The sequence below is a fragment of the Planctomycetota bacterium genome, assembly GCA_016207825.1.
Classification (GTDB): domain Bacteria; phylum Planctomycetota; class MHYJ01; order JACQXL01; family JACQZI01; genus JACQZI01.
Genome location: JACQZI010000018.1, coordinates 35,725 through 59,308, shown reverse-complemented (window position 1 = coordinate 59,308; position 23,584 = coordinate 35,725). Strand labels below are relative to the sequence as shown.

The 23,584-nt window shown below is 46.1% G+C and carries 20 protein-coding genes and 1 pseudogene; 7 read left to right on the top strand and 14 right to left on the bottom strand.

Annotated features, from left to right (window positions below; all coding sequences use genetic code 11):
• Positions 1 to 456 precede the first annotated feature (456 nt).
• The 6 genes from HY811_07770 to HY811_07745 all read left to right on the top strand — a co-directional run bounded on the left by HY811_07770 (position 457) and on the right by HY811_07745 (position 9,700).
• Complete coding sequence (locus HY811_07770; protein ID MBI4834696.1) at positions 457 to 1,767, top strand: hypothetical protein; 1,311 nt, start codon at positions 457 to 459, stop codon at positions 1,765 to 1,767.
• Between the two features lie 390 nt (positions 1,768 to 2,157).
• Positions 2,158 to 3,435, top strand: a complete 1,278-nt coding sequence (locus tag HY811_07765; protein MBI4834695.1) for a 3-deoxy-D-manno-octulosonic acid transferase — start codon at positions 2,158 to 2,160, stop codon at positions 3,433 to 3,435.
• Between the two features lie 263 nt (positions 3,436 to 3,698).
• Positions 3,699 to 4,997 (top strand): UDP-N-acetylglucosamine 1-carboxyvinyltransferase, encoded by a 1,299-nt coding sequence (gene murA / locus HY811_07760; protein ID MBI4834694.1) that lies wholly within the window; start codon positions 3,699 to 3,701, stop codon positions 4,995 to 4,997.
• Positions 4,998 to 5,072: 75 nt separating this feature from the next.
• Entirely contained in the window at positions 5,073 to 6,773 is a 1,701-nt protein-coding gene (gene pilB / locus HY811_07755) for a type IV-A pilus assembly ATPase PilB (protein MBI4834693.1), read from the top strand.
• A 25-nt stretch (positions 6,774 to 6,798) separates the two neighbouring features.
• Positions 6,799 to 8,025: a type II secretion system F family protein gene (locus HY811_07750; GenBank protein ID MBI4834692.1), complete on the top strand. Its 1,227-nt coding sequence runs from the start codon at positions 6,799 to 6,801 to the stop codon at positions 8,023 to 8,025.
• Between the two features lie 7 nt (positions 8,026 to 8,032).
• Positions 8,033 to 9,700: a PAS-domain containing protein gene (locus HY811_07745; GenBank protein MBI4834691.1), complete on the top strand. Its 1,668-nt coding sequence runs from the start codon at positions 8,033 to 8,035 to the stop codon at positions 9,698 to 9,700.
• Between the two features lie 3 nt (positions 9,701 to 9,703).
• Here the strand turns inward: HY811_07745 and mreD are convergent, their stop codons facing one another.
• The 11 genes and pseudogenes from mreD to HY811_07690 form a co-directional block, all read right to left on the bottom strand.
• On the bottom strand, positions 9,704 to 10,219 hold the full coding sequence (mreD, locus tag HY811_07740; GenBank protein MBI4834690.1) for a rod shape-determining protein MreD: 516 nt from the start codon (positions 10,217 to 10,219) through the stop codon (positions 9,704 to 9,706).
• A 1-nt stretch (position 10,220) separates the two neighbouring features.
• The gene (locus tag HY811_07735; protein MBI4834689.1) at positions 10,221 to 11,132 is read right to left on the bottom strand and encodes a rod shape-determining protein MreC; all 912 of its coding nucleotides are present in this window, start codon (positions 11,130 to 11,132) and stop codon (positions 10,221 to 10,223) included.
• Between the two features lie 15 nt (positions 11,133 to 11,147).
• Positions 11,148 to 12,212 (bottom strand): rod shape-determining protein, encoded by a 1,065-nt coding sequence (locus HY811_07730; GenBank protein MBI4834688.1) that lies wholly within the window; start codon positions 12,210 to 12,212, stop codon positions 11,148 to 11,150.
• A 47-nt stretch (positions 12,213 to 12,259) separates the two neighbouring features.
• Positions 12,260 to 12,622, bottom strand: coding sequence for a hypothetical protein (locus tag HY811_07725; GenBank protein MBI4834687.1), 363 nt, complete (start codon positions 12,620 to 12,622; stop codon positions 12,260 to 12,262).
• 12 nt (positions 12,623 to 12,634) lie between these two features.
• Positions 12,635 to 13,477, bottom strand: coding sequence for a hypothetical protein (locus HY811_07720; GenBank protein MBI4834686.1), 843 nt, complete (start codon positions 13,475 to 13,477; stop codon positions 12,635 to 12,637).
• Positions 13,478 to 13,489: 12 nt separating this feature from the next.
• Complete coding sequence (locus HY811_07715; protein MBI4834685.1) at positions 13,490 to 14,341, bottom strand: hypothetical protein; 852 nt, start codon at positions 14,339 to 14,341, stop codon at positions 13,490 to 13,492.
• Positions 14,342 to 14,368: 27 nt separating this feature from the next.
• Complete coding sequence (gene lnt, locus HY811_07710) at positions 14,369 to 15,928, bottom strand: apolipoprotein N-acyltransferase (protein ID MBI4834684.1); 1,560 nt, start codon at positions 15,926 to 15,928, stop codon at positions 14,369 to 14,371.
• 50 nt (positions 15,929 to 15,978) lie between these two features.
• Positions 15,979 to 17,523 carry a serine/threonine protein kinase gene (locus HY811_07705; GenBank protein MBI4834683.1) on the bottom strand — a complete coding sequence of 515 codons (1,545 nt, stop codon included), beginning with the start codon at positions 17,521 to 17,523 and terminating at the stop codon, positions 15,979 to 15,981.
• 80 nt (positions 17,524 to 17,603) lie between these two features.
• Positions 17,604 to 18,452 carry a diguanylate cyclase gene (locus tag HY811_07700; protein MBI4834682.1) on the bottom strand — a complete coding sequence of 283 codons (849 nt, stop codon included), beginning with the start codon at positions 18,450 to 18,452 and terminating at the stop codon, positions 17,604 to 17,606.
• 172 nt (positions 18,453 to 18,624) lie between these two features.
• Positions 18,625 to 19,341, bottom strand: coding sequence for a sigma-70 family RNA polymerase sigma factor (locus HY811_07695; GenBank protein MBI4834681.1), 717 nt, complete (start codon positions 19,339 to 19,341; stop codon positions 18,625 to 18,627).
• Positions 19,319 to 19,605, bottom strand: a pseudogene (locus HY811_07690) (GIY-YIG nuclease family protein). The gene HY811_07695 and the pseudogene HY811_07690 overlap by 23 nt, the downstream one beginning before the upstream one ends.
• Positions 19,606 to 20,468: 863 nt before the next feature.
• Between HY811_07690 and HY811_07685 the strand changes: the two are divergent.
• Positions 20,469 to 21,263 (top strand): hypothetical protein, encoded by a 795-nt coding sequence (locus HY811_07685; GenBank protein ID MBI4834680.1) that lies wholly within the window; start codon positions 20,469 to 20,471, stop codon positions 21,261 to 21,263.
• A gap of 103 nt (positions 21,264 to 21,366) precedes the next feature.
• On the opposite strand, the gene HY811_07680 is transcribed toward HY811_07685, so the two are convergent.
• From HY811_07680 to HY811_07670, 3 genes are read right to left on the bottom strand one after another with little or no spacing between them, the layout of a single operon-like run.
• Positions 21,367 to 22,083 (bottom strand): SDR family NAD(P)-dependent oxidoreductase, encoded by a 717-nt coding sequence (locus HY811_07680; GenBank protein MBI4834679.1) that lies wholly within the window; start codon positions 22,081 to 22,083, stop codon positions 21,367 to 21,369.
• A gap of 60 nt (positions 22,084 to 22,143) precedes the next feature.
• On the bottom strand, positions 22,144 to 22,386 hold the full coding sequence (locus tag HY811_07675) for a hypothetical protein (protein MBI4834678.1): 243 nt from the start codon (positions 22,384 to 22,386) through the stop codon (positions 22,144 to 22,146).
• 24 nt (positions 22,387 to 22,410) lie between these two features.
• A complete protein-coding gene (locus tag HY811_07670) occupies positions 22,411 to 23,541 on the bottom strand; it encodes a WG repeat-containing protein (protein ID MBI4834677.1) in 1,131 nt (376 codons plus the stop codon).
• Positions 23,542 to 23,584 lie beyond the last annotated feature (43 nt).

Sequence of the window (23,584 nt, the reverse complement as noted above, 5' to 3'; positions counted from 1 at the left end):
TACTCTGTTTAACCCATTAGGATGTTTGCTTTAGGGTATTAGATTGTTACAAAGGGGGTATTGGACCCTACCATACCCCCCTACCACCTGCCGAAAATCAAAAATGCTCTTATGGAAATTAGGGTATAAGTCCTTAGTATTATAGATATAGGGTGGCATGTTTTAATCGGCCAAACGCGATATATTGAGTTATTAGGAACGAATAAAATGGAGTTTTTGGGCTTAAGTTCAGGATTTACCGGCCAAAGGCTGGGGATAATAGATAAAATAGCGGGGCAGATATCCTTTATCAAATACAGCAGGGAAAATCGCCTGTATCAGATTGATTTTGTTGTGGTTGGGAAGAGTGTCCCACACTACCAAAGAGTGCACCACACTACCAGGAATAATTATCTTGACAGGGATGAGCCCGGAATCTATATTAGTCGCGTATTAAAAAAGAAAAGAGGAGCGACTATGAAAAAAATCCTAGTCGGCAAAACGGTTATTATAATCACCTTATTATCCATCGGCATCATCAGCTACGGCGGCACCTGCTTCAACAGCGACAGCAAAGATAAATCCGTAAGCACCGGTTCCAGCGGCATTTATGAAGCAACCGGCATTACCGATACCGATTTCGGCACAGCCGGAATCGTTACCTCGGTTATAGGCGATTCCTGCTATATTAACGGATTAGCGATTCAAGCAGACGGCAAGATTTTAGGTGCCGGGTTTTCGTCTGTCAGCTCAAATGAAGATTTCGCCGTAGCGCGCTATACTACTGCCGGTATTTTGGATAACGCCTTCGGCACGAACGGAGCCGTAACCAATACCGTAGGGGCATCAAACGACCAAATCTCAAGAATCGAGATTCAGGCGGATGGCAAGATTGTCGCCGCCGGATACGCCTCATCCGGTTTTAGTAAATCTGCTCTTGCGCGTTACACCGCCTCCGGCGCTCTGGACGCGACCTTCGGCACAAATGGTATTATCACCACAACTCTTGACATAGGCAGCAGCGTATTCAATGACCTGAAAATCCAGCCGGACGGGAAGATTGTTGCTGGCGGCTATGCAAATTTTGCCTTCGCCCTGGCGCGTTACACGGATGCCGGCGTGCTTGACGGGACTTTCGGCACGGGCGGGGTAATCACCAGCTTAATAGGCGCCGGCAGCAGTGTCGGCTTGGCTCTTGAACTCCAGCCGGACGGGAAGCTTCTGCTGGCCGGATATAATGATACCAGTTATGTTACTGCCTTGGCGCGTTATACCGTGACCGGCACACTGGACACAACCTGCGGCATAAACGGAGCAATTACCACCGCAGCCGGAGCCAATAATGATGAGAGAGCCTATGATATCGCGTTACAAAGCGATGGCAAGATTCTTCTTTGCGGATATACATCCAATCTGAATAATGATTATTTCGGTTTTATCCTGCGTTATGATGCCAATGGCGCGCTTGATAGTTCCTTCGGCACCAATGGCGTGGTTACCCAAACCATTGCCACCTATAAGGAGATAGGGTATTACGGAATGAGCCTGCAGGCTAACGGCAAGATAGTAGTGGCAGGTTATATTGGTAACGGAATCATTCTAGCGCGCTATAATACTAATGGGACGATTGATACCGGATTCGGAGTTGATGGCATCATCATTGTGCCGACAACAGGCTCTTATACGTATGCCAATGATGTAAAAATCCAGGCAGACGGCAAGATTATCGTCGGCGGACGCCACTACCAAGCCGGCCTTAGCCGTTATATCCTAATCAGGTATAAATAATTAGTGCCACTTCGAACCAAGTGAGTTGCTGAAATCCGGGGAAAATCCGGGGACACCCCGACGACAGTCGGGACTTCCCCGAAGTTTCATTCGGGACTTCGCTGCGGCTCCGCGCTCCGCTATGCAATACTAATTTCCCTTTGCCATTCTGATAATTTACCGTAGTATACTCGCTTCTCAGTCTTATTGTCAAGTAGAAATCGCCCTCACTGGAAGGATATTAATCCGCATAATCAGCGTTAATCTGCGGTTATGGTTTTACTTGTGGTACAGGGCTATAGACCTAACCACCTTTTCATCCCGAAGCTATCGGAAAATCCGCCTCCGGCGGAAAGTTATATCGAAGCGATTTTCTTGCCAAACTAAGGGAAGTAATTTAGAATAGGCGCCATGTCATTCATTATTAATATTATCTATATCCTCGCCATTATCATCGTCCTGCCGTATTACCTGGTAAAGTTTATTACCACGCCTTCAGCACGGATGGGATTATGGCAGAGATTCGGCTTTATCCCGAAAATAGATAAACCATCAATCTGGTTGCATGGCGCATCTGTAGGCGAGCTTAAATCAGTCGAGCTCCTTATCGAGAAATTGCTTACGGATTATCCTGATTACGCTATTGTGCTTTCTTCCCTTACCCCAACTGCCCAGTCGCTTATCAGGAAGAAGTATCCCAACTCCCTGTGCATATTCTTCCCTATAGATTTATCATGGGTGGTTAAAAGAGCCCTAAGGCGGATTAACCCAAGACTTATAATACTATTAGAGCAGGAAATCTGGCCTAATTTCATCAGGGCGGCATCCGGCATGAAAATCCCGGTATTGCTTTTAAATGCCCGAATTACCGAAAAATCATTTAATCGTTACAGCAAATCCGGATTGATATTCAAGCCGTCACTTGCTATGCTCAGCCATTTCGGCGTCCAGGACGAGACATACGCCCAACGATATGCCCAACTGAACGTTCCCAAAGAAAGAATCACCGTAACGGGGAATATGAAATACGATATGATTAAAAATCCTCCCGCAGAGCGGGACTCCGCTCCGCTTCGCAAACTCCAAGATGAGATGGGGATTAGGGACAAAGATATTGTGCTGATAGCCGGTAGCACAAGCGCACCGGAAGAGGAAATTCTCCTGGATATTTACTCTAATCTAAAAGCTACAATCAGCAATCTGAAATTAATACTCGCTCCCCGCCATCCCGAAAGATTCTGCGAGGTGGAAAGCCTGATTAAGTCAAAGGGATTCGCCTGCCTGAAGCGCAGCAAACCCTCTAACAACGAACAACTAACATCTAACAACTATGTTATCTTTCTGGATACCATGGGCGAATTAAGCATGATTTATTCGCTCGCATCGATAGTTTTTGTCGGCGGAAGCCTGATAGACCGTGGCGGGCAGAATATGCTCGAACCGGCGGCTTTGGGAAAACCGGTGATTTTCGGTTCTTTTGTGTATAATTTCCGGGAAAGTGCCGATTTATTAGTTAAGGCAGGCGCCGGGTTTATGGTTAAGGATAAGGAAGAACTGCTCCATAAACTGAAAGAATTGCTGTCTGATTTAACCCGGCTCAAAGAAACAGGCAAAAAGGGAATTGACGTAATCGCTTCGCAGCAAGGCGCCACCGAAAAAAACCTGGCAATAATAAAAAGGTTTATATAGCTAACGTATTTAGGCTTCTGCTATGTCATTCCCGCTCCGCTTCGCTACGGGGACCAAAAGGGAGTCCATGTCCCGCAAAGCGGGGACATGGGGTGAAAACGGGAATCCAGATGCGAACTGGATGCCTGCTTCTGCCCCATTCTGGGACTCCCTATTATCGGGTGTCCCCGAACCCCGCCCCGGCGTGGGGAGAGGGGCAGGCATGACAGAAGGAAAAAAGAATAGGGACTAACTATCATTACTATAGGAGGATAAATTAATCTATGGATAAATTTGTTATTAAGGGCGGCAGGCCTTTAAAGGGAAAGGTCACTGTCAGCGGCTCAAAGAACGCGGCACTACCTATCATCGCTTCGACTATTTTGACGGAAGGCAAAAACACCATAAAAGGTGTGCCTCGCCTACGCGATGTGGACACGCTCCTTGACATAATGAAAGAGCTCGGCGTAAAATCCGAGCGAAAAGCCAATGGCGATATTATCACGGAGGTTATCTCCGAAAAACAATCAACCGCGCGTTACGAGCTGGTCAAGACCATGCGCGCTTCCATCTGCGTCCTGGGACCGCTTATCGCCAAGCGCGGCTATGCCAAGGTTTCCATGCCCGGCGGATGCGTCATCGGAGTGCGGCCGATTGACCTCCACGAAAAAGGCTTAAGGATGATGGGCGCCGATATCAATTATGAACACGGATATCTCATCAGCAAAACCAAAAGATTAAAAGGCGCGGAAATATATTTGGGCGGAGCTTTCGGCTCGACCGTCACCGGCACGGCAAATGTCCTGATGGCGGCAACGCTCGCCGAAGGAACCACCGTCATAGAAAACGCGGCATCCGAACCCGAAGTCCAGGACCTGGCAAGCTTCCTCGTCAAAACAGGCGCTAAAATAGAAGGCATCGGAACGCACCGCCTGGTCATCAAAGGCGTCAAATCGTTGAAAGGCGCCGAGCATACGGTTATCCCGGACAGGATTGAAGCGGGGACGTTTATCCTGACAGGGGCGATAACTTCAGGCGAAATAACGATCCGGAACTGCCGGGTTGACCACCTTTCCGCCATGCTCGACAAGCTGAAAGAAATGGGCATTACTGTGGAGAAAAACTCCCAAACAGAATGCACGGTCAAACATACTAAAAAGATAACGCCATCAGATATTACCACCCTGCCCTATCCGGGATTCGCAACCGACCTGCAGGCGCAGATAATGACTCTTTTATGCCTGGCCGAAGGCATCAGCGTGATTACCGAAAAAATCTACCCGGACAGGTTCATGCATATCGCCGAATTAAACCGCCTTGGCGCGAATATCAGGAAAGAAGGCAATTACGCGATTATACACGGGGTAAAAGCCTTGCACGGCGCCCCGGTAATGGCATCAGATTTGCGCGCCAGCGCCGCCCTGGTTATGGCCGGACTGGTCGCCGATAACACGACCGAAATCCAGCGTATTTATCATATTGACCGCGGTTATGAAAAGATAGAAGAAAAACTAATCTCGCTCGGCGCGGATATCGAACGCATACCGGATATCCCTTCGAAAACCGGGACAGATGAAAATTAACTTATCGTTTTTCTCCTTAAAATTGCGGACAAGAGATATTGACAACGACCGGATAAAAAAATATAATACGCCTTTATGATAACAGCCGTCGACAAAAGGGTAAACAGCATCATCCTGAAAAAAGGACTGCTGAGCAAGGAAAAGATTAACGAGGCGATAGAAGTAACAAAAAAAGAGTCGCTGGGTTTCGTGGACGTGCTGATTGAACGGAATATTCTTAACGAAGACGTGATATTAAGCGCACTGGCCGAAGACGTAAGGATTCCTCCGATATCCATAGAGAAAATACATCCCGATGAAAAAGCCTTGAAGGATTTCCCCGAGGAAAAAGCAAAATCTTTTTCCGCCCTGCCTATATCCAAAATCGGGAATATCCTGACGATTGTCGTATCAAACCCGTTTGACATTTTCAAGCTGGATGACATACGCATGATAACCAATTGTGAATTAAGGCTGGTACTGGCGCTGGAACGCAACCTGCAAAGATCCATAAAAAGATTCTACAACCCGGAAGACCACAAGCTGGAAGAACTCTTGCAGGATGTAGGCGGTCCTGAGATGGAATTAAAGGAAGACTCAGAGGATGAAGAATTAGACCTTTTCCAGATAACCTCCGAGGCAGGCGAATCACCCGTCATAAAACTGGTTAATATGATATTAATGCGGGCTTTAAAAGAGGGCTCAAGCGATATCCACATCGAACCTTACGAGAAAAAAATACGCGTGCGTTTCCGCCAGGATGGCATCCTGAACGAAATATTTTTCCCGCCGAAACGCTTAGGCAACGCCATCGCCTCCAGGATAAAAATAATGTGCGGGCTGGATATTTCCGAAAGGCGTATCCCCCAGGACGGAAAATTCCAAATAAAGTATTCGGGAAGAAGGATTGATTTCCGGGTCAGCACCACCCCCACCGTTCATGGCGAAAGAGTGGTAATGCGCTTGCTGGATTCATCATCTTTGACCTTAAGCTTAAAAGATTTAGGGTTTGAATCGCGCGACCTGGATGCTTTCCACCGGGCAATCAATTCATCATACGGAATGGTTCTGGTAACCGGCCCGACCGGTGCCGGCAAAACAACAACTTTATATTGCTCATTAAAAGAGATTTTTTCACCCAATGATAATATCAGCACGGTGGAAGACCCTGTGGAATACCAGCTGCCCGGCGTCATCCAGGTACCGGTCAACCCGAAACAGGGAATGACATTTGGTGCCGCTTTGAGGGCGCTTTTAAGACAGGACCCGGATATTATCATGATCGGGGAAATGCGCGACCTGGAAACAGCCGATATTGCGGTAAAAGCCGCAATCACCGGGCACCTGGTCTTTTCAACGCTTCATACGAATGATGCGGTTTCTACAATAAGCCGTTTGACGGATATGGGCATTGACCCTTTTATGGTTGCTTCCGCAGTTTTACTGGTAACCAATCAACGGCTGACAAGACGGCTATGCACCCACTGCAAAGAACCGATGAAACTACCGCCGGAACGGATGGTCGCGGTCGGTTTTACTCCCCAAGAATCTGAAACAGTAAAACTTTTTAAGCCGGTCGGATGCCCGCGCTGCCACGGCGGTTATAAAGGGAGGGTTTCCCTTTATGAAGTATTTGAGGTCGATGACGAAGTAAGAAAAATGATTATCAAAGGTAGTTCCGTCATAGAAATGCGCGAATACGGCGTCAGCAAAGGAATGAACACATTAAGAAGAGCCGGTATCGTAAATGTAATCAAAGGATTAACATCCCTTGAAGAAGTTTTAAGCAATACTTAAATCTATTTATACAGGAGGTTGAATAATGCCTAAATATTTGTACACCGTAAGAGGCGCTGACGGAAAACCCAAGAAAGGAACCATTTCTGCAATCAATCCTACCGAAGCAACTATCGAACTAAAAAAACAGGGATTAACGGTGCTGACGGTCAAAGCGGCTTCCGACAAAAAGGGAGGTTTTGCCTTGTTTAGGCCCAAAGCCGGTTCGTCAATTAAAGCGGACGACCTGATGGTGTTTACACGGCAGTTATCAACGATGATCGGAGCGGGCATTCCCCTTCTGGAATCGCTGGAAATCCTGCAGGAGCAAACCGATAATGAAAGTTTTAAATTAACGCTGGGAGGCGTGGTCGAGAAAGTAAGAGGAGGCGCAGATTTTTCCGAATCACTGGAAGCCTATCCCAAGGTATTCGCCCGTATTTATGTCAGCATGATCAGGGCCGGCGAAGCCGGCGGCCAATTGGATGCAATCCTGGTGCGCCTGGCCGAATACCAGGAAAGCACACAGGCTTTGAGACGAGAAATCAAATCCGCCATGACTTACCCGGTCATTTCGCTTGCAATGATATTCCTTATCGTGGGCGGACTGATGATTTTCATCGTTCCGAAATTCAAATCGATTTTCACCAGTATGGGCATCGAACTGCCGCTACCCACTAAAATACTCATGGGAACAAGCGATGCCATGCAAAACTATTGGTATATCTGGATCGGCGCAATAGTCGGTTTGATTTTTGCATTCGGCGCATTCAAGAAAACTAAAAAGGGCGCGCGCGTAATGGACTGGCTATCACTGAATGCCCCGGTTTTCGGGGATTTGTTTACCAAAGTAGCGGTATCCCGTTTCTGCCGGACTTTTGCCACGCTCATAAAAAGCGGCGTTCCTATTTTAGGCGCCTTGGAAATAGTGGCAAGCACATCGGGAAACATATTGATCGAAGACACGGTTAACGACGCAAAGGAAAGCGTGCGTAAAGGGGAAACCCTAAGCGCACCCCTATCTCAAAATAAAATATTCCCGCCGATGGTCACAAGGATGATCGGAATAGGCGAAAAATCTGGCGCACTGGAAGCGCTTCTGGAAAAGATTTCCGATTTCTACGACCAGCAGGTTTCTGCCGCGGTTGAATCGCTGACATCCATGATCGAACCGTTATTGATCGGCGTGATGGGCGCCGTGGTAGGCGGAATCGTCCTGGCGGTGTTTATGCCGATCTTCAAGATCCAGTCGGCGGTAATGGGTAAGAAGTAATTTATTAATGGAAACTACTTCGCCTGAAACGAATACTAAAAAAATCTCTTCCTATGAAACAGCCGGCCTGCAAAGCCGGCTGAAATGGTTCCTGTTCATCCGGCTGATGATTGCCATCCTGGCGCTTATCGCAATCATCTTATACCAGCAAAAGACATTTAAATCTTTTCCCCCGCATCTCATCTCTGCTTACACCATCCTGATATTCGCCTGTTTTATCAACATCCTGTATCTCATTGCTATCAGGTGGACATGGATTTCACTCAGGAAACAAGCGATGTTTCAAATAACCCTCGATATATTGATAGAAACACTGCTTATATATTTCACCGGCGGGATAGGAGGAAGCATTTTTATTTACCTCTATTTTGCCTCCATCGTGTCAGGAGCCCTGTTAATTTCCGCGCGGAGCAGCTTTATTTTCGCTTCGCTGGCTTCGATATTCCTTTCCGGAATAACCATAATTTATTTCCTCGGCGTCCATTATAACCGCCCGCTGCCATTTCTTCCCAATGAATATATCAAAGACGTAAGCGGCAATTTGAGTTTCGCCCTGCCGTACCTTTTCTTCTTTGCGCTGGCATTGCATCTTGTGGCGTTCCTGTCCGGCCGGCTGACGATCGAGCTCAGCCACGAAAGAATCCTTAACGAAGAAATCCTTCAGGGAATGTCAACCGGGCTCATGGTAATCAACCTGCAGGGTAAAATCGCTTTTTACAACCTTCAAGCCCGCAAACTCCTGCGGCTGCCTAAAGATATCTTCACAGAAGGGGCGGAAGTAAAAGATATTTTCGATCATCCAAACTACAAACAGTTGCACGATGCCTTGCTCGATTCCCAGATTTCTTCAGGCGAAATAACCATCAAGGATGATAAAAACGATTACTTCATAGAATTCGGCACGACTTCGTTAAAAGACTCCCAGGAAAAAACGAGGGGAACCATCGTATTGTTTAACGATGTCACGCTCGCCAGAAAAACCGCGGAAATAACCAAGCAGGCAGAGCGGTGGCAAAGTTTGAGCGAAATGAGCACGTCAATCGCGCATGAAATAAGAAATCCGCTGGCATCCATAAGAAGCGCCGCCCAGGAATTGGGCATTCTCGACAAGCTTTCCCCGGACGAGAAAAAGCTGATGGATATTATCATTAAAGAAACAAAGCGCCTCAACCAAATAATCACCGAATTCATAGATTTCGCCAGGGAAAGGCCGGTTTGTTTCCAGTACTGCAATATCGGGCAAATCGTGGACGAGGTTGCCATCCTTCTTGAACACAAGGAAACCGCCAAACCCGTAAAAATCCAAAAAGAAATCAAAGGGAAAATATTTTGCTCCGCTGATTCCGAGCAGTTAAAGCAAGTATTGATTAACCTGGGGCTTAATGCGCTTGAGGCGGATACGGACAAAGTAATTCTAAAAGCATACACTGAATACAACGAATTCAAGAACGCCGAAGAAATCATTATTGAAGTTATCGATTTCGGCAAGGGGATAGAACCTTCTTACCGGGATAAAATTTACGACCCGTTTTTCACCACCAAACCCAAAGGTGTCGGGATGGGCTTAGCCATTGCCGGTAAGATTATCCAGCTCCATAAAGGAAGGATTTCGTTTGAGACGGCTGTCGGGAAAGGGACGAAATTCACTATAAGGCTGCCCTGCCCCAAAAAATGACTTTCAAGGCTTAAGTTCATCCCTTAAACGCTTCACCTGGACGACACGTTCGATAATGGCCAAGACAAAGAAAAAAGCTATCCCGGCTATTGTCGTGTAAACAGCAATGCCAAAAGGCTTTATTATTATAAACCAAAAATCAAGCGACCCCCTGGCAAAACACATCCCTGCCCCGTAAAGGAAATGGCAAAAATAAACGGAAATGAAGGTGATGCCGACCCTGGCGGCAATATCTTCCCGGAAAAACATTTCCCTTAACAAGGATATTGCCAAACCGACCAGCAGGTATAAAAAACCCATCGTCCCCAAACTTGAATTAGAGGTCGCATCCGCCATAATACCGATAAGCCAATTCGTAAAAACTGCCGAGCGCAAAGGAAGATAGAAAGAGCTCATTATGACCCATATAAACAAGAGCTCCGGCTTAATGCTCGCGATTTCCGCGAACCGCAACAGCGTCAACTGTAAGAATAAAGTCAAAACGGAAGCAACGATAATAAACAAAGAATTAATCCGCATCTTATTTCTTCTTAATGATTATAACATTCTCCAGGCTGTTAAAATCCAGAAACGGCTTTACCGTCAACAACGAAAAATAGCTTTCCTGCTTCGCCGCAACGACCTCGCCGATAAGCAAGCCCTTCGGGTAAGTTTCCGAAATATCCTGGGCAGAAAAAACTATCCAGCCTTCCTCAACCGGTATGCTCCTGGATATATACTTAAGGATGCATTCGGACGTGGATTTGCCCTCCAGGACGCCGTTGCCCGAGGCGGTTGGTTTGGCTGTTTTTTCCGGTACGGCCTGAATTGTTTCGGGTATGTCTTTCTTTTCTTTCTTCTCGGAAGGCACTTTTTGGGAAGCCGCTGCAAAGGCTTTTATCCTAAAGACAGGGTCCGTCAAAAGCTGCACCCGGCTGTTAAAAGGGCCGCATTCCACCACCCGGCCGACCAGGTATTTACCGTAAACCACGGGCAACCCGACCTCAATCTTGCTATTGCTCCCGCGGTTAATCGTAATTCCCTTTCTCCAGCTGGAGGAATCATCGGCTAAAATAACGTCAGCCGAAATAAGTTCGTACGCCTCGTTTATTTTCCTGGAGGAAGACGCGACCTCGATAAAACTCGAGATACTGCTCAATTTACTTTTCAATTCCCGGTTGTCATTCGCCAGGATTATATTCTCAGCCTTAAGGGATTCTATTTCTTTTTCCAGCTTTGCGAGGCGCTCGGAAGCAGTTTCTTTCTTCGTATCAGCGCCATCTTTTTTATTAATGACCGGCGAAGCCTTTTGGGCAGGCAAAATCCTTGCAAATGGGGTAAAAGGCGTGATAATCATTGATTTGACAGGACCGTCTGCCTTAGCGGGGATGAGGAAAACAACAAAAGCAAACAGGAGAAAAGCCAGAGGGAACGGTTTATTATAACCAAGCATCGCTCATGAGCAGATTTAGAGTAAATCTTCTCCGCTTTCCAGGCTTTCCTGAATCTGGTCAAGATTTTCCAGGACAATCCCCGTACCCTTAGCGACTGCGGTTAATGGGTCTTCATCAACCCTGACGGGAATCTGCACTTCCTTGGCAATCGCCTTATCCATGCCCCTTAAAAGAGAGCCGCCGCCAACCAGCGTGATACCCTGGTTAATCAAATCCGCCGATAATTCGGGCGGGGTTTTCTCAAGGGTTTCTTTAATCGCCTGGATAATCGTATCTATCGGGCGTTTAAGGGATTCCCTTATTTCTTCTGAATTCACGATAATCTTACGGGGGCGGGCAGCCACCAGGTCGCGTCCGCCTACTTCCATGGTCATTTCTTTTTCCAAAGGCCATGCCGAACCGATAGCCACTTTGACCCTTTCGGCCATCTGCTCACCGATTAACAGATTATACGTGGTTTTCATATGCTGGGCGATTGCCTCGTCTAATTCGTCTCCGGCAATCGGAATGCTTTTTGAAGCAACGATACCGCCTAAAGAAAGAACGGCCACCTCGGTCGTTCCGCCGCCGATATCCACAATCATGCTGGCAACCGGCTCCTGGATGGGTAATCCGATACCGATGGCAGCCGCAATCGGCTCGACCACGAGGTAAATTTTCCGCGCACCGGCGCGTTCGGCGGAGTTTATGACGGCGCGTTTTTCCACGGTTGAAATGCCCGAAGGAATGGATATTGCCACCCTGGGCTTTACAAGCTTCCAGCCTTTATGCTGCTTGACTTTTTGTATGAAGTAACGGATAAGAGCTTCGGCCAGATCAAAATCCGAAATGACACCGTTCCTTAACGGGCGCACGGCAACGATTCCGCCCGGGGTTTTCCCTAACATTTCCTTGGCAACGTTACCCACCGCCTGACCGTTCAATAAAACCTTGTTCGTTCCCCTTTTCACCGCAACGACTGACGGCTCGGAAAGGATAACGCCTTCCCCTTTGACACAGACCAGGGTATTGCAAGTGCCCAAATCAATCCCGATATCACTGGAAAACATGCCTAAGATATCATCAATAAAATTACCCATTTATCAAGCCTCCTTTTCCTAATATCTATTTATCGTCAAACCAACGATTATTCACCAGTTGAGGTTGGATTTTCAGGTGTTCCGGGTGATTCAGGCGCTACAGGTGTTTCGGGATTTTCAGGAGTTTCCGGAGTGGGCTTGGGCTCACTTGACTCTGAAGTCATTTCAACCGGCTGCGTAGGGGAAAGTATTCCGAACGTCGCATCGTAAAAGTTGCGCAGTTCCCAACCCACCAGGTAAATCGAAACGAGTATAAATAATATCGAAATCAACAGCAGCAGAGTATAAATATTATTGCGGGGCTTGAGCAACAGCGGTTCCATCTGCGGAAGCGGCTGTTGTTCCGGCTCTCCTTCGCCTTCCAGGCCTTCCCCTTCAACAAATTCCGGCTCATCGCTGGGCTTAGCCATTAAAAATCTCCTTTAATAAGGGCTGGTGGTGATATCATCCCCGACCTTGATGGATTCTTTTTCCGTGCCGGGCATAATAACCGCACTGGAGTATTCCTTCTCCACCTTATCCACCCTTATTTTACTGATATATTTATCTCCCCGGTAAACCGTAAATTCGTTACCGACGCTTATTTCCTTTTCTATAGCCGTCCCGACGTTGATTATCACGATTTTATGGGTTTCGCTTACCGCCAGCACTTTTCCCTTGATGATTTTAGCCGGCCCAATCGGTTCGGTAAGCAGCTTCTTATAATACTCCAGGCTTTGTTCCACGAAACGAAGTTTCTTGGAAAGCTCAAGGTAGCCGTCGTTCAAAGATGCCAGGTTTCTCTTATCCTTGGCAAGCTCATCGGAAACTTTTTGCATTTCGTCCTGGCGGTCATTCCTCTCTTTTTCCAGCTGCTTCTGCCTGTCCCTGAACGCCGTAACCTGGGTTTGTATTTCATCGTTAGATGTCGTCAATTTTTTGTGTTCGTCCTTTAATTTCCCGTTATTCGCGGTCAACTCTTCGATACGCTTGGCAAGATCGGTTATCAGCTTCTGGACCACGTCATACTGGTCTTTCCTTTCCTTGATGGAAATGTTTATGCTGGCGATATCCGAACGCAAGAGGCTATTGTGAATCATCTTGCTGTCGATATCGCCTTTCCATTTGGTGATTTCGGCGATTCCCTGGTCCACCGTCTCATCATATTTCTTGGCGCTTTTCTGGTATTCGGTCTTGTAATACAAGCGGTAAGTAAAAAGCGAGCCGGCAAGGCTGAAATATATTATGCTCAAAAGGACAGCCAGGATAACTAACAGTTTTGTCAAAAGGCTCATATCTTAAAAAGGACTCGTGGTCACGTCGTCCTGTTCTCTTATAAGATCCGTTGATAATTTCTCGACAGGCGTTGCGGTGGAAAAATTCTCCTCTACCTTATCGACTTTGATTTTCGCTATGAATTTGTTATCGCGCGAAACGGTGAATTCCATGCCTACTTTCGCCCCCGCTGTTTCCCCGGCGCTGATTATCACCACGTTTGTGTTCTGGCTCACCGCTAAAACCTTCCCGCGGATATCTTTATAAGGCGTGACCGGCGGTTTCAGGTCCTTGTTCCGCTGGTATGCCTCAAGTGTGGATTTGGCCTGGTCATATTTCCTGGAAAGCTCTATATACTGTTCGTCCAGGGCGGCCAGCTCTTTCTTTGTCCTGGCCAGGTCGTCCCGGTCATTTATCAATCTTGCCTCCGCGATATTCAAATCGTTTTCCGTCTCCTGGAAGCGCTTCCGTGAGGTTTCGATATCGCGGTGGAGCTCCTCGTTGCGCCTTCTTTCGTATTCGATATCACGCGCCATGCGTTCGTTCTCCGCGGTCAGCTCCGTGATGTTTTTCTGGATATCGCCCAGGCTGTTCTTTTCCTGGGTCAGCTTGTCCGCGCTGCTGGTCAACTCGGCCGTTTTATTCTTTTTCTCGGTTTCCAGCGCCTTGGTTTCGCTTTCCAGCTTGGCGAATTCCTCTTTCTGACGGGTGATTTCCGCGTTATCCACTTCGGAAATCTTCTTGGTCGCCTCGTCTTTTTTATGGAGCATCACCTTGTAGTTTTCCTTGGTATTGAATATGATGGTGGCAAAACCCGTATAAACGAGGCTCATGACGAGGATAAGAATTATGACCAATTTAGTGAAAATATTCATATAAAAGGCGCTAGATTTATACGATAACTAACTAATTATCGGTTTCCTTGTCAAGTTAATTTCCACAATTTTAGATGAGATAATTAGCGCAAAAACTACGGCACAAAGGGCCGGAAACCAGTCACCCCAGCGGCTGTAAACTGTCCCGATATTGGCAACTTCAACATTGCGCGTAAAGACCCCTTCTATCTCCTTTGCCTTGCCTTTTTCGTCGGTAAAAATATCCATCCTGCCGATGGGCGAGATAAAGGCGGATATGCCGGTATTGGTGGCGCGGACGAAACCGATTCGGTTTTCCACCGCCCGGAATGCGGAAATAGCCAGGATTTGCTCCAACTCGGCGCTGTCCCAAAACCAGCCGTCATTGGAGAGGTTCATTATAAACCGCGCGCCTTTTCTGGTAACCTGGCGGCTGAGTTCCGGAAAGACGCTCTCGTAGCAAATCAAAACGCCGAATCGGGAACCATTCAATACAAAAGGCTCTAACTTTGTGCCGGGATTGAGCATCGGCAGTTGCTCCAAACCTGAAAAATATAATGCCAAATCCTCCAGCCACGGCATAATAGTGCGGAAAGGTAGCAATTCACTCACCGGCACAAGATGTATTTTATCGTAACTCCCTAATATCTCGCCTGTTGCTGAGAGATAATAGGCGCTGTTATAAAGCTCAAACCTCTCTGACAATTTGCTCCTGTCCGCCACGGCACCGATAAGCATCTCAGACTGGAACTCCTTGGCAAGCGTTTTCAGGTTGTCCAGCTCCCCTGCCGACTCCGTAACCAAACCCGGATACATCGTCTCTGCCCAGACAATCAAATCAGGGTTTTCCGCCTTTGCCTTTTTGGTAAGCTCTATATGTTTATTATAAATCCTCTCCGCGCTGTCAGGCGCGATTTTCAGGCTTTGCGGAATATTGCCCTGTACTAAGCTGATTTTAGGGCCGGTTTCCACCTCGATTGATTTCATGCGCAAAGACCCGTATATAAGCGATGACAGAATCAGCACGGCAATAACCGATGCCCAAACCGCGGTGAGTGTTTTTGTCTCCTGCTTGGGCGCTTTGCGCTCTATCGCGCGCACCAAGACAAAGGTCAGGAACGAATTGACCGAGGCGATAAGAAACGATATCCCATAGACCCCGGTGATATCGCATATCTGTATGAATATCAGCCAGTTATACTGGGTATGCCCCAGGAAAAGCCAGGGGAAACCGGTCAGGACGTATGCACGAGCAAACTCCAGAAACACCCACCAAAACGGGATGGTTAAATAATATGCGCTGTCGCCTAATTTCTTCTGGATTATCTTGGAAGCCACAGCGAAGACCACGAAATATAATCCCAGGATGACGCCCAAAATTACGAGCCCTGCGAAGGTGACATAGCGCAGCCACCATAAACCGGTGAAAAAGAAGAGGAATCCGGACGCCCAGGAGATGAAAACCAGGCGCTTGTAATTCGTTTCAAGGCGGATATAAAAAACCAGCGGAATTAACGCGAGCCAGATAATCCAGCCCTGGTTAGCCGGATGGAAGCTCAGGCATAAAAGGAGCGAAGCCAGAAACGGAAGCAACAGGTGTTTTTTCATTGTTATAAGAGGCTTAATATACGTTCATCCTGCCCGAAAAGCAAATATAATCAACCCTTACTTGCCGCGCCCCGGATTATCGCCAATCTCTCGTCATCCGGCTTCATGGTTTTGGCGGCAATCTCCAGCGCCTGTTTATATAACGGCTCGGCGGCTGACTCATTCCCCATCGCTGAATAGGTCAAAGCAAGGTTATATAAAATTACCGCAATAGTGTCATCAGGTTGATTTTCGCGCAGTTGTTCTTGAGTCTTTTGGTATAACCGTTGTGCAATATCTTTCTTTCCCCATAAATAATACGTTGTTGCCAGATTGTTTAATATAATCGCTAAACTATTTTTCTCCTCCTTTGAATCATCATGCTTCTCAACGCTTTGCTGGGCAAGTAGGTAATTCTGTATGGCTAATTCCCAGCGTTTCTGCTTTAGATAACTATTTCCAAGCCAGCATAAATCAAATATTGACGGCCCAGTGTATTCTCCGAATAGTTTTACATCCAAAGCATAGCATTTTTGATATAATTGTTCAGCTTTCTTAAAATTGCCTATTTCATAGTTAATTTTAGCCAAAACAAGAGTGATATTCCTTATATAAACCTCTTGATATTTTAGTCCTTGCATTGACGCAAACCTGGAAAGCAATTCATTTCCCACTTCTAAAATCTTATTTGTTTCCGAACCAGTTTGTAATTCTTCAAACCTGCTTAGAAGCGTTTTAACCAAAATATCTTCAGGTTGTTCCTTGACAGGTAAATCTTCCCCGCCTCTTGCTAACCCTAAAACAATGGGTTCATTTCGTTTGTGTTTCCGCTTTCTTTTATTAATGGCTGGAATTATCTCTGTGTCCTTTGCGTCTTTGTGGTGAGAAAGTACCCCAATAAATTCTTCTGCTGTTTGGTATCGTTTACCAGGATTTTTATCTACTGCTTTTAATATTATTCGTGTTAATTTGTCTCTATTCGTGAGATTCGTGTTATCTCTTTGTCCGGTCAATAACTCCAATAGAACTATCCCTGTAGAATATATATCACACCGTTCATCATAGGGTTTACCCGCCAGCACTTCCGGTGCCATATAGCCGTGCGTGCCGGCAACAGTGGTCAGTTCCGTCACAAACCGTTTGGACTTAACCAATCCATAATCACCAATCTTAACCTGCCCGTCTTTAATAAATATATTCTCCGGCTTGATATCACGATGCGGGCCGACCTTTTTGTGTAATTCAGATAATCCTTCTAATACTTGTTTAATGATGTCAATTGTCTGTTCCTGACGTGGAAGATATTTAAAGGATTCCCTTAAATCTTCACCCCAATACTCCATAACATAATAAAGTCCGAGTTCTTCATCCTCTTTAATATCATAAACCCTAACAAGATTCTTATGGGTTATCTTCTTAATGGCAACGATTGCCTTATACTCCGCCTTGATTTGCTCGGTTACTTCCCAATCAAAGAGTTTAATCACTGCCTGGTTTTTATCTTCCAACCTGGTAGTTTTCCAGCAGAGAATATGCTCCGAATTGGTGCGGAAGACCTTTTGGGGCTTGCTGTAGCCTTTAATCTTTTTCCGGATGCGGTCGGGTATTTCTAACATAAGGCAGAGCCTGCGGCCTCCTTTTAGGGACAGATTTCACAGATTAAAGTTAAACCCCCTGGGACACGGAATAAAATAATTTACTTATCCGTAAAGGTCTCTTGCTTTATCATATTCTTGCCGCTGTTCTTTACGGAATACATCAATTCATCCGCCTTTTTTAGCATCGCATCGACCGAAAACGGCGGAGTGGGACAGCTAATCAAGCCGATGCTGAATGTCACAAGCCACCGGTTTTTCTGCATTTCCCCTAAAAGGACCTTTTGCAGCTTATCTATTGCAAGCATTGCCTGGTGGCTATCGGTCTGCGGCAGGAGGATGGCAAATTCATCGCCGCCCAACCGGGCAACAGTGTCGCTTAGCCTGACGTTCTGTTTCATCGTCTCCGCCACTATCCGCAAAGTGGTATTCCCGACACTATGCCCGAAAGTATCATTAACATCTTTAAAATTATCCACATCAAGGTATGCCAGGCTGATGGGATAGTGATACCGATTGGCCTTATACAATTCAATTTGAACTTGCTCTAAAAAATATCTTCCATTAGCAATACCGGTCAAAGGGTCAATCCGGGCTAACTTTTTCTCCCGTTCGATGGTTACTCTCAGGATGGTTAAAACCGAAACGGTGATAAAAAAGAAGGCTAATTGTATGGCCGTGTCCAAATAATCATGTTCAAAGCTGACATAAGCCGGGCTGGTAATCATATCAACGGTCAGCCATAATACCGCGCTCAGGAAAGAAATCAACATACCGCTCCACCATCCGACAAACCAAGTGAATATGAAGATAGGAACCAGGTAAAATATCAACATTGCAATATCAGGGCCCGCAAGGTAATCGATTACCCAGAGAGACGGAATCAAAGCCGTCCCCAATATTATCCAGAACAACTTATATGGTTTGCCGCTATATTCTTTTGAGCCCATTAAATTCCCTTTCAGATTCTATTTCTTTCCGGATGCGCCTGCCCCGGCGCACATCTGGGGCCGGATATTTCTAACATAAGCTAATATTCACCGCAAAGGCGCAAAGTAAACAAGCTAACGATAACTTTCTCATAATTTATCCTTCCTTCTCATGGCTACTGCCTACTCTTCTCTACTTTTTAGCAGTCGTCTCCGCCCTCAATCTCGCCAAAAACCATTTCTGTAACGGCCGTTCCTTATCCACATATTTACCACGTTTATAAATCTCACGCAAGTAATGTTTGAGTTTCTCCAATCCGCGCTGATTCGCCTTCTTGACAGCATCAGCCGAGTTTAAACTCAAGGTGTATTGGTCCTTTAGTTCCTTGTATATCTCGCCTTGCTGCATATCCCGGTAAATCTTCCTGACAACCACTTCATATTGCACTTCGTTGTCTTTCTTGAGTTCCCGCAAAGCTTCATCCACGAATTGCTTTAGGGCGTGATAACGGAAGTCGCCGCTAAAATCATTCATCCGTGCTAAAGAGTATAGCTCATTTTCATCCGGCAGTTTATCATGCCGGTTCTTGCGGCCTCTGATGAATTCCGCCAGCCGGGGGAAAACCACTTTCTGTACCAGAAAGGTGCGGAATTTATACCTGCCTTCCTCGTATTCCTTGATTCTAACAAACGCGTCCTCAATACATTCCTCGGCAAATTGCGCAAGGTCATTGGAAGGAATCGCCCTCGGCAAAATATCCTGTAAAGGACGGTAAAGCGAGGCGATATAAATCGGCTTGACGTAATCCCAGTGCCTCGTGAGCATCCGGCCTTCGCGCGCCGCTTTGATGGCGGATTGTTTTCTCGGTGTCGTCCGTGTCCCTATTCTAATCTGCCAACGCTGACCCATCGCTATCTCCTTTCCGGGGCCGATTGTTTTCTCGCCCCGTTAGAGATAGGAAACGCTTCAAGCGGTTTTTGAGATAGCGTTTCCCATCCCTGTTTTTAAGTACTTCTCTCGAACCAAAGCATCATACTTGTTTAGGCATCCCTCATAATAGATTAATTCAAAATGACCTCTACCTTTTGTTGTAATAACTCTGTTATCATTATGCTCTTTGAAGCGTTTCCGTAAATCTTCAGTATAACCGGTATACCATTTCCCATCTTTAATACTTCTTAATACATAAACTTAATCTCTAACGGGGCAAGGTGTCGTCCGTGTGCCTATCCTGATATTCCATCTTTGCCCTTTCATAATTTTCGCCTCCTTATTTTGGTTACATCCTTCAGTCCAAACCCTGATTTATATATACGCGAACCCTGATTTATATAGACCCAAGTCCTGATTTACATATACCCAAAACTTGGTATATATATATCCAAATCCTGATTTATACATACCCAAACCCTGACTTATATATACTCAGGGTCTGATTTATATATGCCCAACGCCTGATTTACATATAGCCAAGCCCTGATTTATATACAGCCAGCGCCTGGTTTATACATACCCAGCCTTTGATAAGGGTGGGGGTGGGGGCGGTACCCCCAATTTTCGTCCCTTTCCTATATAAATCAATAAGTTATAACGAAAATCAGTCTTTTTTGGCACTGGTTCTCCTTAGCGGTACCAAATAAAAAATAAAAATCTTGATATTCCACTATAACTCCTTATTTATCAGAAAGTTATAAAACCAAGTTTTTTACGATTTCAGCTAAAAACCGGCCTTTTCTGTCCCCACTTGGTAAGTAGATGGTGCCGGGGGAAGACAAAAACATCATAAGCAAAGGATAACAAAAACAACGGAATAAGTCAATAGTAAAAATCCACCTGCTCATCAGGATTGTCGAAGCGCCCCCATACTTACTCTGGCCAAGCAAGTGAGGGGAAGGCATTCCGGCAGATGGTTACTCCGGAAAGGTTAAGACCGTGCCTATCCGGAGCAAATAAATCAAACGGTCAGCTCACCCTGAACCATTCATCCCGATAGTAATCGGGACTCAGGTTCAGGGCATGGAAAGGAGGTGAGAAAAATGAGTATAATCAGAAGTCACGTAAGGTTGGCGGTGGACTTTCGGGCCAGCGCTCCGGCGCGCGTCATCGCGCAATGGGCGGAAGGCTTGAAACTCAACGCCGAACGCATTAACGAGAAAAGGCAAACTATGATTCCGAACGAAGAAACTTACCAGTCCAAACTGGCAAAGCCTTCTACGGATAAGTTTGCGCCTTTCGTTAATCCCAGCTTTACCAGTGAGGCCGGCTTGGATTCAGGCGATATCATCAACAAGCAGGGAGCTAATGTCAGGGATTCTTATATTGATTATAAGGAAGCCCTGGATTGGGTCTTCGCCACGGTGGATGGTGTTTCTGCCAAGCGGTATAAGGAATTGGTTGACCTGGCACGCGAGGAATTCTCTCGGGGTACGGCTAAACGGTCATTGCCGTTTACCGGAATCAAGATTGAGGAACTCGGGCCGGCACCGATTGCTTCTTGCTGGCTGGTAGGCGACCAGTTGGTCGTGGGTAAGTTACGGAATGCCGACAAGGTGCTTGAAGGCGGACCGTTCCTGGTAACCAAGACCAAAAAGAGGGCGGCTTTGAAGGCAGCTCTTACCCAGCGGCTGATTCAGGCTGGAGCGGCGATTATCCGGGCGAACTTTTCGCCTGCGGTAATCACTGCCCAGAACAACCTGACCAATGAACTCGTCCAAGGGTTCATTGACCCGGCGTTAGGGTTGGATTCCTTCACGACCGGCGGGGCATCCCGCATAGATTACGTCATGGACAAGGATGATTTGTGGCTTGAGGTTCAAGTCAGTCAAGTCTGATATGCCAGATGTGGTCGAAATTGGGGCGATTCGAGAAATCGGGTCGCCCCTTTTTTTATTGGTTCTGATTATTCACCGCCGAAACACACCGCTTCCATCTACTTTATAATCTATTGTATATCCAATCCGGCATAATCTTAAGCATCCAGGCTATAATCCGCCAGCGTTTTGTGATATAGGCATGTTTCCTTTTGCGCTTGATGGCCCGGAATATTTGAGAGGCGGCTTTTGCCGGAGTCGCCACCCAAAACAAGCCTTCCCCTTTTGCCATTGCCGTATCAACAAAACCCGGCTGGATATCCGTCACGGTAATCGGCAGTTTTAACTTGGCCGTTTTTTTCCTTATCCCCTCAAGATAGTTTGAGATAAACGCCTTTGACGCGTTATATGACGGGGCTTCTCCGCTCCCCCTAAGGGCGGCAATCGAGGATATCCCGACAAGATGCCCGGAACCCTCTTGGCAAAAGTGCCGGATGCCGACATTTGCCATCGCCGCAAAGCCGGAAACATTCACATCGATAGTTTCCTTTTCCTTCTCCCAATCAACTTCCGGATTTATATAGCCGGTCCCGGCGCTGATAACCAGCAAATCCATTCCGCCCATGTCATTAATCAGTTCTTTTAAGGAGTTCATGGCGGTTGACGCTTGGGCAACATCAATGCGTTTGGCGTAGGTCTTGGCGGTGATTTCTTTTTGGAGTTCGCAGAGCAATTCCTCCCGCCGGCCGGCGATACCAACGACATAATCATTTTGGGATAGGATTTTAGCCAATTCCCTCCCGATGCCGGAGGTCGCGCCGATAATAATTGCCTTTTTCATCTATTGATTTATATTTAATTGCCTCTTCGGAGAGTTTTTCGTATTTCTCCGAGGAGTCATTTATTTAACCCTCACCCGGAACCATTTATAATATAAAATATAATAAATACTAAGCCCTATCTGGGTAAGGAAACCTATGGGGAATCTTGTCTGAATAAAGAGTTCTGTTTTCCAGGAAAAAGAGTAGACAAGCGCAATAACAATCTTCCAGATAATTGACGACTCAGCCAAAAGAAGAAACACCACGGTTGCCGCCGCGCAACCTATTATGACAAGCTGCCCCAATAATGCATATAAAGCCATTAAGATGCTTCCCTTTTATGGAATTTATTTAGCCGGTTCCCAGATATACTTTCCGGTCTTATCGATATAGCCGATTTTTCCCATCTGCTGGGTCGAGGATTCTATAAAACTTCGCTTTTCCACCCGTGCAATCCCTTGAGAAAAAGGATATCCCGAAATATCAGATTCCAACTTAATTACTGCCTTGCCTGTTTTATCAATATAACACCACCTGCCTTTTAAAGACACCAAAGCTAAACCTTCAGAAAAATCCGAGTTTGGACTATAAGCGTAATCAAATTGAGGGTCAATTACTATTTTCCCGGTTTTATCAATATATCCCCACTTAGCACCCTTCTTATCATAAATTCTAATCCAGGCTAATCCTTCGGAAAAAGGGCCGGAAACAACCGCATCGCTTTTAATGATTATTTTACCTGTATTATCTATGTAACCCCCGCCTTCATTAAGGCCGTTATATACCCATGCTAACCCCTCGGAGAAATCTTTGGCCGATCTGTCTCGCGGCTCTACGACCATTTTTCCCGTTTTATCAATATAACCATATTTACCCTTTAAGAATTCAGGCCCAATCCTTACTACTGCCAATCCATCAGAAAAATCATTAGCCCAAGCAAATTGAGGCTCCATTATAATTTTACCTGTCTTGTCAATATAGCCACATTTATAATGACGCTCGTATATAGGCACATCCTTATTTTCGTTAATAATAAAACCTATCATGGCTAACCCTTCTGAAAAATTACCGCAGTAGTCAAATTGCAAATCAATTGTTGTCCTGCCGGTCTTATCAATATAGCCGTGTTTTTTGGCTATTTCAACCCGCGCCAACCCTTCATGAAATGGACCAGCCGAATCAAACAGAGGTTCAATAATAACTTTACCGGTTTTGTCAATATAACCGCTTTTCTTGTTAACCTTTATTCGCGCCAAGTCTTCAGAAAAATCAGAAGCGCTATCAAATTGCGGCTTAATTATTATTTTGCCTGTCCGGTCAATATAGCCATATTTACCATGTTGTTTAACAGGAAGCAAAACCGCATCATCCGTGTCCGCTAATGGGGTAATTTGGTTCTCACTGATTTCTTTATTAGATGCTTCACATCCAACGAGGCACAAAACAGATAGGGATATGAAAAGTATGATTCGTCTCATTCGTGCGATTCGTGTTAGAATTCTTACACGCCTCTTTATCTCC

Coding starts and splice junctions, on each gene's coding strand:
- HY811_07745 (MBI4834691.1), top strand. CDS start 8,033: ATGGAAACTACTTCGCCTGAAACGAATACTAAAAAAATCTCTTCCTAT.
- HY811_07685 (MBI4834680.1), top strand. CDS start 20,469: ATGAGTATAATCAGAAGTCACGTAAGGTTGGCGGTGGACTTTCGGGCC.
- HY811_07680 (MBI4834679.1), bottom strand. CDS start 22,083: ATGAAAAAGGCAATTATTATCGGCGCGACCTCCGGCATCGGGAGGGAA.
- HY811_07730 (MBI4834688.1), bottom strand. CDS start 12,212: ATGGGTAATTTTATTGATGATATCTTAGGCATGTTTTCCAGTGATATC.
- HY811_07670 (MBI4834677.1), bottom strand. CDS start 23,541: ATGAGACGAATCATACTTTTCATATCCCTATCTGTTTTGTGCCTCGTT.
- HY811_07675 (MBI4834678.1), bottom strand. CDS start 22,386: ATGGCTTTATATGCATTATTGGGGCAGCTTGTCATAATAGGTTGCGCG.
- HY811_07770 (MBI4834696.1), top strand. CDS start 457: ATGAAAAAAATCCTAGTCGGCAAAACGGTTATTATAATCACCTTATTA.
- HY811_07725 (MBI4834687.1), bottom strand. CDS start 12,622: ATGGCTAAGCCCAGCGATGAGCCGGAATTTGTTGAAGGGGAAGGCCTG.
- HY811_07695 (MBI4834681.1), bottom strand. CDS start 19,341: ATGGGTCAGCGTTGGCAGATTAGAATAGGGACACGGACGACACCGAGA.
- HY811_07715 (MBI4834685.1), bottom strand. CDS start 14,341: ATGAATATTTTCACTAAATTGGTCATAATTCTTATCCTCGTCATGAGC.
- HY811_07705 (MBI4834683.1), bottom strand. CDS start 17,523: ATGTTAGAAATACCCGACCGCATCCGGAAAAAGATTAAAGGCTACAGC.
- HY811_07735 (MBI4834689.1), bottom strand. CDS start 11,132: ATGCTTGGTTATAATAAACCGTTCCCTCTGGCTTTTCTCCTGTTTGCT.
- HY811_07765 (MBI4834695.1), top strand. CDS start 2,158: ATGTCATTCATTATTAATATTATCTATATCCTCGCCATTATCATCGTC.
- pilB (MBI4834693.1), top strand. CDS start 5,073: ATGATAACAGCCGTCGACAAAAGGGTAAACAGCATCATCCTGAAAAAA.
- lnt (MBI4834684.1), bottom strand. CDS start 15,928: ATGAAAAAACACCTGTTGCTTCCGTTTCTGGCTTCGCTCCTTTTATGC.
- mreD (MBI4834690.1), bottom strand. CDS start 10,219: ATGCGGATTAATTCTTTGTTTATTATCGTTGCTTCCGTTTTGACTTTA.
- murA (MBI4834694.1), top strand. CDS start 3,699: ATGGATAAATTTGTTATTAAGGGCGGCAGGCCTTTAAAGGGAAAGGTC.
- HY811_07700 (MBI4834682.1), bottom strand. CDS start 18,452: ATGGGCTCAAAAGAATATAGCGGCAAACCATATAAGTTGTTCTGGATA.
- HY811_07750 (MBI4834692.1), top strand. CDS start 6,799: ATGCCTAAATATTTGTACACCGTAAGAGGCGCTGACGGAAAACCCAAG.